The organism is Enterobacter sp. JBIWA008 (assembly GCF_019968765.1).
GTDB lineage: Bacteria > Pseudomonadota > Gammaproteobacteria > Enterobacterales > Enterobacteriaceae > Enterobacter.
Map to the genome: position 1 here is coordinate 2,355,065 of NZ_CP074149.1, position 10,052 is coordinate 2,365,116.

Sequence of the window (10,052 nt, forward strand, 5' to 3'; positions counted from 1 at the left end):
ATTTCAATTATTTTTTGCCGGTGGCGTTCTTAAGCGCCATACGGGCAGTGATGCGCAGGCGCAGCAAGCGCCATAAAATCCAGACCAGCGTGGCGGCAGCGATGCTCGCCGTCAGCAGATAAGTATCGTTGTAGGCCAGAATATTCGCCTCCAGCGCGGTCACCGTTTGCAGCTGCGTTACCGCCTGGACTCCCAGCAGCGAACTGTCGCCAATCAGGCTCTGGTACATCTGGGTGTAAGCCTGGATGCGCTCGTTGACCAGCGGATTGAGCGTGGTGAGCTGGTCCGCCAGCAGGCTGGAGTGGTACTTCTCGCGCCAGGTCTGGAAGGTGCCGAGGATGGCGGAGCCCAGCAGGCCGCCAAGGTTCTGGCTCATACCAAACATCACCGAGAAGCTGACCAGGTTGCGCGGGTCTGCGATCACGCCGCCAATGGCGGCCAGCATGGCGGGCGCGAGGAAGAAGGCGCTGCCGAAGCCCAGCAGGAACTGGCTTAACATCAGCTGATCCGGTCGGGTCAGATTATTGGACTGGCTGTCCAGCAGTGAGGCAACAATCATCAGCGCCAGGGAGGTAATAATCGGCCACGCCAGTTTGGTGGGCTTGATGGTGAGACAGCTGGTGACGATCCCGCAGACGATCCCGGCGAAAATGGACCACGCCAGGTGGGTCATCTGTTCGTTCTGTAGCCCCACGTACTGCAGCCAGCCGATGACGCCTGTGTTTTGCTCTGCCAGCACGATGCGGATCAGCAGCATAATCAGCCCCAGACGGACGATGCTGCCGCTCGACAGCCAGCGGGTGTTCAGCAGCGGGTTGGCGCGGTTATGTTCAAAGACGATGGCAGCGACAATCAGCACCAGCGAGAGCGCCAGCGACCAGCCGATCCAGGGCGCCTCGAACCACCAGTCAAGACGGCCTAAAGAGAGCACGGCGCAGAGGAGGGCCATCCCGGGGGCCATTAAAAAGAAGGTGATAAAGTCTTTTTTTTCGAAGACTTTACGCCGGTCGCCCGGCGGCAGTTTTAAGGCTATTACGCAGGCCAGGGAGATCAGCGCCAGCCCCAGTTCGAAGAAATAGAGCCCGCGCCACTCGTCCAGCTGCAGCAGCTCGGTGGAAAACAGACGCGCCAGAGGAATGGCGAGCGACGACCCGGTAATGCCGATGGTGAGCGCCTTCAGGCGGTGCTTCGCAGGCCAGGCCTGGATCTGGTAGTAAATCCCCAGCGAGCTGAGCGCGGCGGCCACCATCCCGTGCGCGGCGCGAACCATCAGCGCCGAGCTGAGATCGTTAACGAACAGGTGGAAAAAGGTCACCAGCACGTACAGCACCAGAAAACCTTCCGTGAAGGCGCGCAAACCGTACTGCTGGCGGAACTTCACCAGCAGCAGGTTAATGGAAATGTTGGTCATGACGTAGACCGCGGGCAGCCAGGCAATTTCGGTAGACCAGGCGCCGAACGTGCCCTGCAAATTTTGCAGGTTGGCGGTCACCACCGCATTTCCCAGGGCACCCGTCAGGCAGACCAGCAGGCCCACGATGCCGTAGGCAATGCGTTTTGGCGTAGCGTGCTCAGGCGTGGAGGGCGAACCCAGCAGAGCGGGTTTTTCATGTGGCTGCCACTCGCGAGGAGCATAAGGGTCGCGTTCGGGCAGGCGCATAACGTCGTTTACCTTAGAAATAATTGAATAATTAGCGGGCTAGCGATTCTACGACTGTCGCAAATGATAATTCAAGTGAATATGATTTGCGCATGTTAATCAAATGGTGAAGGGAAATTTAAGGAAAAAGAGCGGCCCGAAAGTCGGGCCGGGAACTGTCAGAGACGTTCGGGCTGCGCCCCGATAAGTGAGGTGCGCTTAACGCGGCTGGCGCAGAGAATCGCGATTAAGGAAATAACCACCGTGACGGCAAGATACCAGGCCACCGGAACCCAGTCGCCGTCATATTTTGCCAGCAGGCCGGTGGCAATCAGCGGCGCGGTACCGCCGGCCAGCGCGGCCCCAAGCTGATAGCCGAGCGTAATGCCGGTGTAGCGCACGTTTGCACTAAAGATTTCAGAGCACAGCGTGCCGAGTACCGCCGTTACCGGTGCCCACAGCACGCCAAAGGCGATGACTGTGGCGAGCACAATTCCCCAGGTTGTCCCGGTATTGAGCAGCATAAACCACGGCACGATAAATAAACCCAGGATGAAGACGCTGGTAGCATACATGCGTTGACGACCAATTTTATCCGAAAGCAGCCCCATTAACGGAATCATAACCGTGGCCACCAGGGCTCCCAGCGTCACGGCTTCCAGCGCCTGCGATTTCTGATAGCTCAGCGTGCTGGTGGCATAGCTCACCACGAACGTAGAGAAAATATAGAAGGGTGCGGTTTCCACGACCTTCAAACCGGCGGCAATCAGCACTTCACGCCAGTGATGTTTCAGCGTATCGCGCAGGGGAGCCTTAGCCACCTGGCCGGACGCTTTCACTCTCTTAAAATCGGGCGTTTCATCGATATCTTTGCGGATCCACAGGCCGAGCAACACCAGAACCGAACTCAGCAGGAACGGGATGCGCCAGCCCCAGGAGAGAAAATCCTCCTCGCTGAACAGCGTCATCAGCGAGACGATAAAGGTCGCCATCAGCATGCCGATGGTCACGCCCGCCTGCGGAATACTGCCGAAGAAGCCTTTACGTTTTTCTGGTGCGTATTCGTAGGCCAGCAACAGCGCGCCGCCCCATTCACCGCCGATGCCCATCCCCTGAATGATACGCATCAGGATCAGCAGAGCGGGCGCCCACAGGCCAATCATCTCATACGTGGGCAGCAGGCCAATCATAACGGTTGCACCTCCCATCAAGGAGAGCGTGAGAACGAGAGTTTTTTTACGTCCGATGCGGTCGCCAATATGGGCGAAAAGTACCCCGCCAATCGGACGAATAAAAAAGGTTAATGAGAAAGAGAGATACGAGAGAATGAGTCCGATCACCGGATCGACCATCGGGAAAAAGATCTTATTGAAGACCAGCGCGGCCGCCGTACCGTAGAGAAAATAGTCAAACCATTCAATGGCGCTCCCGGTAAGGCTGGCGATTAGGACCTTCTTATTTTTTCGTAATACCGTCGTCGTACTTTCATGTTCTGTCATGACCTGAAACCCCGCCACGTTGATGATGTATGAGGTGTCACCTGGCGCGCTTCAGGTGCAACCTGTGATGATGAAAAAGGTTGTGAAATTGTTAAGCAACTTAGGGTTGGATGTTGTTTTTGGCAAGCGCAGGGGGGATAAAACTGGTCAGATCACGGTGAAATAAGCAGCGCTGGGTGCTTTTTCATGCCGTCTGCACAATACAATGTTTTGTAAGGCTGGAAATCAAAAGCATAATAGGCAGGTGCAACCCGATGATTTTTGGATGTTTCTGGTTATTTCAGAAAAATGATAAATTCGGCGATTCAACAACGTGAGGAGTTCCCCATGGTTCAGCCCCATTTTCCCCTTCTGGCGGACGCCACGCTGGCGGCCATCAATACTGTCGGTGAATGGCTGGCGCAGGACGACCTGAGCGGCAGCCGCCAGCACCCGGACGTCGATGCGGTGATTCTGGCTGGGAACGCGGTAATCCCGACCATTGACGCGGCCTGCCGGATTGCCTCTCAGAAAGATGTGCCGCTCCTGATAAGCGGCGGCATCGGCCACTCGACCACCTTTTTATACGCAGCCGTCGGCAGTCATCCGCGTTATCACACCGTCCCGGTGGCTGGGCGGGCGGAAGCGCGCATTCTTGCCGACATTGCGCGGGAGTTCTGGCAGATCCCCGAGGCGCGTCTGTGGATTGAAGACCAATCCACCAACTGCGGTGAAAACGCGCGTTTTAGCTGGAACATGCTGAATCAGCACCATCAAACGACCGGGCGGGTGCTGGTGGTGCAGGATCCGACGATGCAGCGCCGCACGATGGCGACGTTTGCCCGCGTGTGCCGCGATGAACTCGCATCGCCGCAGTGGATCAGCCATCCGGGGTTTACGCCAGCGCTGCAAAACGGTAAAGATGGCGTGGAATTTATCGGGGGCAACGCAGGAGTTTGGCCCGTTGAGCGTTACCTTTCGCTGGTTCTGGGGGAGCTGCCGCGGCTGTATGATGACGTTAACGGCTATGGCCCGGCCGGAAGGGATTTTATCGCGCACGTTGACTTTCCTGAGGCGGTGATTGCCGCGTGGAAACAGCTGCAGCAGGATCCGGTCCTGAAGGGGGAGCGTAAGATAATCTAAACACGGAACAATTCCCTCGCCCCATTGGGGAGAGGGTTAGGGGAAAGAATCACAGCGCCGCAAACTTATCCAGCGTCCGCACCAGCTGCGTCACGAAACCGTACTCGTTGTCATACCACGCTACCGCTTTCACCAGCTGCAGCTCTCCCGCTTCTGACACCTCCGTCTGCGTAGCGTCAAACACCGAACCATAATGCGAGCCAATCACGTCGGACGACACAATCTCTTCGTCGGTATATCCGAACGATTTATTGCCCTGAGTCGCCTTTTTCAGCGCGGCGTTGATCTCCTCAACGGTCACTTTCTTGCCCATAATCGCCACCAGCTCGGTTACCGAACCTGTTTTTACCGGCACGCGCTGCGCGTGGCCCTTCAGCTTGCCGCTGAGCGCAGGGATCACCAGACCAATAGCTTTTGCCGCACCGGTGGTGTGGGGAATGATATTCTCTGCCGCCGCCCGCGAGGCGCGAAGATCTTTCCCGCGCGGGCCGTCCACCAGCGCCTGGGTACCGGTATAGGCATGAATGGTGGTCATGGTTCCCACTTTTATTTCAAACGCATCGTTCAGGGCTTTTGCCAGCGGGGCGAGGCAGTTGGTGGTGCAGGATGCGACGGAAATAATGGTGTCACTGGCGTCAATGGTGTCGTCATTCACGCTGTAAACGATGGTTTTCATGTCACCCGCAGGCGCAGAGATCAGCACTTTTTTTGCGCCGGCGTCCAGGTGCGCCCGTGATTTCTCTTCGGAAGTATAAAAACCGGTGCACTCCACGACGATATCCACACCTGCGGCTTTCCACGGAATGTGCTTCGCCTCTTTTTCGGCGTACACCGCAATGGTTTTACCGTCCACAATCAGCGCATCCTCGGTGAAATCCACGCTCCACGGGAAGCCACCGTAGTTGGAATCATGCCTGAGCAGGTAGGCCAGCACTTTTGGTGAGGTGAGGTCGTTGATCGCGACGACGGTATTGCTGTCCTGGGTTTCAAGAAGGCGACGCAGTACAAGGCGCCCAATGCGTCCAAAGCCGTTAATGCCAATTTTACTCATGGTGTTCTCCTGTAAACGTGTCGATGCGACAGTTTGAACTCATCCAGGCTTAGACCATCACGGGCAGGGCGGCAATTGAAGATGCTTCATGCGGGAGGAAGTATTTGAAAAACCATACAGAAAAGTTAATGAATTTTTAAGGAAAGGGGATTATGTTGGCGCGGTAACTGTTTTTAATCGGAAAATCACATGCGCACTAAATATACAAGCCTGCAAATCGGCATCCACTGGCTGGTGTTTCTGTTAATCATCGTCGCCTACTGCGCCATGGAATTCAAAGGTTTCTTCCCGCGCACCGCACGTCCACTGATCAATATGATCCACGTCTCGTGCGGGATCGGTATCCTGGTGCTGATGGTAACGCGCCTGCTGGTTCGCCTGAAATTCCGCGCGCCACCGATTCAGCCGAAGCCAAAGGCGATGGTGACGGGGCTGTCCCATCTGGGTCACCTGGTGGTGTATCTGCTGTTTATTGCGCTGCCGCTGATTGGCATTGTGATGATGTATAACCGGGGCAGCGAATGGTTTGCTTTTGGCATGGCGATGCCGCATGCGGCGGAATCAAATTTTGACCTGGTTGATGTGCTGAAAGAATGGCACGAGACGCTGGCGAACCTGGGCTATTTTGTGATTGGCCTGCACGCGGCGGCGGCGCTGATGCATCACTATTTCTGGAAAGATAATACTCTTCTGCGCATGATGCCTAAAAAGCGTCAGTAGTCATCTCGCCCGGCGACGCTTCGCTTGCACGGGCCTACAAACGGTTGTGAATCGTATGCCGGGTAAGCGCAGCGCCACCCGGCATATTTTTTAACCCAGCAGCGCAAGCTCTTCAGCAGTTAACGCCAGCGCCTGCGTTGACCCCGTCTCCGACGACTTCACCGCCGCTTCCAGCACGGCCATCACCGCTAATGCCTCAACAGGGTGGACAGGATTGGCGATTTTCCCGAGCAACGCATCACGGACGTTGATGTAATACTGGCGCTGATCCCCTTTCGGGGTAGGGATCGTCTGCGGTGCACCATCTGCCCCAAAGAACACCATGCTGTCGATGTCTTCGCCCCAGGCTTCACTGCCGGGAATCACCCCTGAGAGCAGCTGCGCTTCCTGCCGATCGATTCTGGCCTTCACCACGCTGCCCTTGTCCCCGTGGACGGTAAAGCGTGCCGTACCGCCAGCCACCAGCATGCTGGCGTGCAGAATGACCTTATGCTCCGGGTAGTTTAAGACCACGTGCGCCCAGTCGTTAATTTCTGCGCCGTCGCGCAGCGTCGCGATATTCCCCTGAACCGACTGCGGCAGACCAAAGAGCTGAAGCGTCTGGTCGATCAGGTGAGGGCCGAGATCAAACCACAGACCGCTCCCGGGGACGTTCTGCTCGCGCCAGCGCACGCGCACTTCCGGGCGGAAGCGGTCAATATGCGATTCCAGGTGTTTAACCTTGCCGAGCGTGCCTTGTTCAATGACCTGCTTAATGCCGAGGAAATCGCTGTCCCAGCGCCGGTTGTGGAAGACGGAGAGCAGCAGCTGCTTTTCATCCGCCAGCGCAATCAGGTCGCGGGCTTCCTGCATATCGAGGGTAAAAGGCTTATCCACGACCACGTGTTTACCCGAGTTCAGGGCCAGCGTCGCCAGCGGCGCGTGCGTGGCATTAGGGGAGGCGATCACCACCAGATCGACATCAGGATGCTGAATGGCCTCTTCCGGTGTTGCCACCACCTGCACGTCCGGCAGATCGCGTTTAACCTTCTCTTCATCACGAGAAGAGACCACTGCCAGCTTAATCCCATCCACAGACTGGAGCAGCGGGGCATGGAAGGTTTTACCGACAAATCCATACCCGATCAGCGCAATGTTGATTGTTTGAACTTTACTCATGACCTTCTCCACGTTAATTCGCGCACACTGTAACCTGCAATGCGCTATGGTCCCCAAGCTCTGGCCAGGGACGATCTAAAAAGAGTTGTTGAATGCTGGATAACCCGGAAACCAGATACGGCTCGCAGCGGTTAATTTTCAGGTGGTCGGCGACGATCCAGTGCGCATGGCTTGCGTCGAGCATCGCGCGTTTTACCTCGGCATCCGCTTCTTTACCGGCGCTCAAACCGAGTTCAGCATGAATAGCGCACGCCCCAAGAATGGCGATATCTGCCCGATAACGGGACAGCAAAGACAGCGTAGCGCTTCCGGCAAACAGTCGCTGCTTGTGGTCCCATTTCCCGCCGAGCAGGATCAGCTCAATATCTTCCCGGTCGCTAAAATGCTGGGCGATATCCAGCGAGGGAGTAATGACGGTGAGCGGCCCCTGAAGAAAGGTAGCGACGGCCATCACCGTGCTCCCGGCATCCAGAAACAGGGTGGAGCCCGGTGGAACCTGCTGTGCAACCTGTTTACCCAGGCGCTGTTTGGTCTCCGGCAGCAGCGTATTGCGGCCCTGACGATTCATCGCGGAGAGGTTGAGCGCGATGGCTCCGCCGTGGTTCTTCTGCGCAAGGCCCTGGTTTTCCAGATCGGTCAGATCCCGACGGATGGTATCCGCTGAAACCTGCAGCTTTTCGGCCAGTTCAGTGATGCTGGCCTGGCCTTGTTCGCTGAGGATATCCAGGACGTAGCGTTGACGAGCGGTTTTATGCATAAGAGTACATTCCTGCAAAATGTCGCAATAATTTGCATAATACAGCATTTTGACGCAGAGAGAAGGGGAATGTCCTCATGACGATGTACAGCGACATGATGATTTAGATGCGTGATTATTAAAATTTTATTAAGCAGGTATAAGTAAGCCGTTTTGAATGTTAATCACAATGTTATTGTTATGTTTTATTTAACAATTTAGGTTATGTAACCATTGTATTGCCATTTTGTGGATTTAAAATCTGATATTTTTAAAATTATCAGAATTAAATTTCTTTCTTTAGTTTTTTAATGGTTTTTAATTTCTACCAAACCACTTAGGTTACTAAAACTGACACTTCTTTGAAAATCTTTGTGTCTGACTCGATCTGAAATTAACGCAAAGATGTACACGTAACGAATTAAGAATTTTCCTTAGATAACAGGGGGTTTATATGTTTCATCTGAAAGGATACTTTTAGGGTATTGTCCAGAAACCCCATTTTTTTTCTTGCTTGTAACACCGCATTAACATTGTGGGTGTAGTGAGCTATACCACATTTTGTTATGCTGCTAACCAGTTTAAGAAATAAGTAAATTCTTAATTGAAATAAGACGCAGGCAGATCTCATCTCCAGTGGAAATGGGTATGGGGAGTATTACCTGAAATTTAGCAGAATAGCTAAATAAGATATTTGTCTAATTATCTATACCTCTTTTTTGGTATTTGCTTGAGTATCACTCAGAGTCAGGGAGATAACATGACGATATTACGAAAGCCTATGTTACGCCGATTTACAGCAGCACTGGCATTCATTTCATTAGCCATAAATACGGCGTTCGCCAATAGTAATCAGGCGGGTATTGCCCCGGTGGCAACAACAACCTTAAAAGAAAGTATTCTTTTTGCTATCGATCGCGATCCGTCAATTAGTCAGCAGGCCGCGCAATTAGGTATTGGCCAGGCACAAATAGACGAGGCGCGCAGCGGCTGGATGCCGCAAATATCATTGAACGGAAGTACAGGGCACAGCCAGACCACCGATTCCAGCGGGTCGCTGAAGAATTCAGCCGCCTGGGGGCTGAGCCTGACGCAGTTGCTGTACGATTTTGGCAAGACCAATAACAGCATCAGCCAGTCTTCCGCCCAGCGTGATAGCTACCGCTATCAGCTGATGGGCACGCTTTCCGATGTGGCGGAAAAAACGGCGCTTAGCTATGTAGAGGTCAAACGCTATTCCGATCTGCTGCAGGCGGCAAAAGAGAACGTTCAGGCGCTCAAAAACGTCGAACAGCTGGCAAAGCTGCGCGCAGACGCAGGCGTGAGTTCCACGTCTGACGAGCTCCAGACCCGAACGCGTATTGCGGGCATGCAGGCGACGGTCGCACAGTATCACGCCGCCTTAAACAGCGCGCGCGCCAGGCTTGCGGTATTAACCGGGATGCAGGCAGAGGCTTATTCGCCGGTGCCCGCGAATCTTGCCGTGGAGCCGGACTCGCTCAACCGCATAGATTATTCCCTGATACCGGCGGTGATGGCCGCGCAAAACATGGAGCGCTCTGCCCAGTATGGCGTGGAAACGGCGAAGTCCCAGCACTGGCCGACGTTAAGCCTGAAAGGGGGGCGCACCCGTTATGAATCGGACAACCGATCGTACTGGGACGACCAGATACAGCTCAATATCGATGCTCCGCTGTATCAGGGCGGCGCGGTTTCCGCTCGCGTTCGTCAGGCGGAAGGCGCACGGGCTATGGCCTCCTCTCAGGTCGATCAGGCGCGATTCGATGTCCTGCAAAAAGCCTCCGTCGCGCAGGCTGACTGGACCGGCGCACGGGGAAGAATGGAGGCGGGGAAGCAACAGCTGGAAAATGCTCTGCGGGCCCGCGATGTTTATAAAAATGAATACACCCTGAGCAAGCGGAGCATTAACGATCTGCTCAGCGTTGAGCAGGATGTCTGGCAGGCCACCTCAGCGAAAATAATCGCCGAGTATGACGGCTGGAGTTCGGCAATTAATTATGCTGCCGCGGTTGATAATTTAATGCCGCTTATTGGAATTGAGAAAAACGCTGCCGCTAAATTACCCGATTTGAGTTAATAAAAGACGCGCCGTGTTGCGCAAAGTAA

General features: G+C 54.7%; 8 protein-coding genes. 3 read left to right on the forward strand and 5 right to left on the reverse strand.

Features of this window, described 5'->3' with window-relative positions; genetic code table 11:
• Window positions 1–7: 7 nt before the first annotated feature.
• The gene (locus KGP24_RS11535) at window positions 8–1,660 is read right to left on the reverse strand and encodes an MFS transporter (RefSeq protein ID WP_223563410.1); all 1,653 of its coding nucleotides are present in this window, start codon (window positions 1,658–1,660) and stop codon (window positions 8–10) included.
• Between the two features lie 158 nt (window positions 1,661–1,818).
• A complete protein-coding gene (locus KGP24_RS11540; RefSeq protein WP_223563411.1) occupies window positions 1,819–3,138 on the reverse strand; it encodes an MFS transporter in 1,320 nt (439 codons plus the stop codon).
• Window positions 3,139–3,465: 327 nt separating this feature from the next.
• Here KGP24_RS11540 and KGP24_RS11545 point away from each other — a divergent pair, with 327 nt between their 5' ends.
• Entirely contained in the window at window positions 3,466–4,260 is a 795-nt protein-coding gene (locus KGP24_RS11545; protein WP_223563412.1) for a YdcF family protein, read from the forward strand.
• Between the two features lie 49 nt (window positions 4,261–4,309).
• Here KGP24_RS11545 and gap read toward each other — a convergent pair whose 3' ends face one another.
• Window positions 4,310–5,311 (reverse strand): type I glyceraldehyde-3-phosphate dehydrogenase, encoded by a 1,002-nt coding sequence (gene gap / locus KGP24_RS11550; protein WP_223563413.1) that lies wholly within the window; start codon window positions 5,309–5,311, stop codon window positions 4,310–4,312.
• A 189-nt stretch (window positions 5,312–5,500) separates the two neighbouring features.
• Here gap and cybB point away from each other — a divergent pair, with 189 nt between their 5' ends.
• Window positions 5,501–6,031, forward strand: a complete 531-nt coding sequence (gene cybB, locus KGP24_RS11555; RefSeq protein WP_223563414.1) for a cytochrome b561 — start codon at window positions 5,501–5,503, stop codon at window positions 6,029–6,031.
• A 90-nt stretch (window positions 6,032–6,121) separates the two neighbouring features.
• Here cybB and KGP24_RS11560 read toward each other — a convergent pair whose 3' ends face one another.
• On the reverse strand, window positions 6,122–7,189 hold the full coding sequence (locus tag KGP24_RS11560) for an oxidoreductase (protein ID WP_223563415.1): 1,068 nt from the start codon (window positions 7,187–7,189) through the stop codon (window positions 6,122–6,124).
• Window positions 7,190–7,202: 13 nt separating this feature from the next.
• Complete coding sequence (locus KGP24_RS11565; protein WP_023311644.1) at window positions 7,203–7,946, reverse strand: DeoR/GlpR family DNA-binding transcription regulator; 744 nt, start codon at window positions 7,944–7,946, stop codon at window positions 7,203–7,205.
• 739 nt (window positions 7,947–8,685) lie between these two features.
• Here KGP24_RS11565 and KGP24_RS11570 point away from each other — a divergent pair.
• Complete coding sequence (locus KGP24_RS11570; protein ID WP_223563416.1) at window positions 8,686–10,023, forward strand: TolC family outer membrane protein; 1,338 nt, start codon at window positions 8,686–8,688, stop codon at window positions 10,021–10,023.
• Window positions 10,024–10,052 lie beyond the last annotated feature (29 nt).

Bases quoted from the DNA above. Each gene is read 5' to 3' on its own strand.
- KGP24_RS11535 (WP_223563410.1), bottom strand. From the start codon at position 1,660: ATGCGCCTGCCCGAACGCGACCCTTATGCTCCTCGCGAGTGGCAGCCA.
- KGP24_RS11540 (WP_223563411.1), bottom strand. From the start codon at position 3,138: ATGACAGAACATGAAAGTACGACGACGGTATTACGAAAAAATAAGAAG.
- KGP24_RS11545 (WP_223563412.1), top strand. From the start codon at position 3,466: ATGGTTCAGCCCCATTTTCCCCTTCTGGCGGACGCCACGCTGGCGGCC.
- gap (WP_223563413.1), bottom strand. From the start codon at position 5,311: ATGAGTAAAATTGGCATTAACGGCTTTGGACGCATTGGGCGCCTTGTA.
- cybB (WP_223563414.1), top strand. From the start codon at position 5,501: ATGCGCACTAAATATACAAGCCTGCAAATCGGCATCCACTGGCTGGTG.
- KGP24_RS11560 (WP_223563415.1), bottom strand. From the start codon at position 7,189: ATGAGTAAAGTTCAAACAATCAACATTGCGCTGATCGGGTATGGATTT.
- KGP24_RS11565 (WP_023311644.1), bottom strand. From the start codon at position 7,946: ATGCATAAAACCGCTCGTCAACGCTACGTCCTGGATATCCTCAGCGAA.
- KGP24_RS11570 (WP_223563416.1), top strand. From the start codon at position 8,686: ATGACGATATTACGAAAGCCTATGTTACGCCGATTTACAGCAGCACTG.